The sequence below is a fragment of the Bartonella sp. MR168JLCBS genome, from assembly GCF_042194175.1.
Map to the genome: position 1 here is coordinate 1 of NZ_JBHIMP010000511.1, position 612 is coordinate 612.

Sequence of the window (612 nt, forward strand, 5' to 3'; positions counted from 1 at the left end):
AGTAGGAATAAGCACATCTTCTGTGCCAAACATGGTCCGCAAATGAGCAGGTAAATTTTCACGCCAAGGACGAATGAGGCGTGCTAAAAGCAGAAGACGTTCAATTTCTCCAAGTGGAGGATTTAAAGTGTTGGGATGGTTTTCAACAAAAAGGAAACTATCTTCGTCCACATCTCCTAAGGGGCGAATGGCTGGCAAGAAGGTTGATTTTGTGTCACTTCTTTCAGCAAAAGCTGTACGCAAAGCGCGAGCAGCACGGCGTGTTGGAACATAGATGAGGGTATCTGCAAGAGCAGTTTGTCCATCTGGTGCAAAGTTATCAAGAAGAGCACCCGAGAGCAGTGAATCGACGAAATGCGGTAAAAAAGAAGTTCCCGGAGAAATAGAAAAGATACGTGGTTTATAAATCATGTGATCTCATTTGGGACACTTGGAAAAATTCTATCTTATAGATTATTTGCATTATTCCTACTGTATACAATTTTCACAGTGGGAAAAACTGAAAAGCCGCATTTGCATCTAGATTTTTGACTTTGATTTATGAAAAAAATATTGAAACGCATCATGTAGTCTAGATCATCGCATGAAGATATAAAAAACTTTTTTAATATT

The 612-nt window shown here is 39.2% G+C and carries 1 pseudogene; it reads right to left on the reverse strand.

Annotation, left to right across the window (positions count from 1 at the left end):
* Positions 1-411: pseudogene (locus tag ACFIK8_RS12315) on the reverse strand (double-strand break repair protein AddB); the annotation flags it as partial.
* Positions 412-612 lie beyond the last annotated feature (201 nt).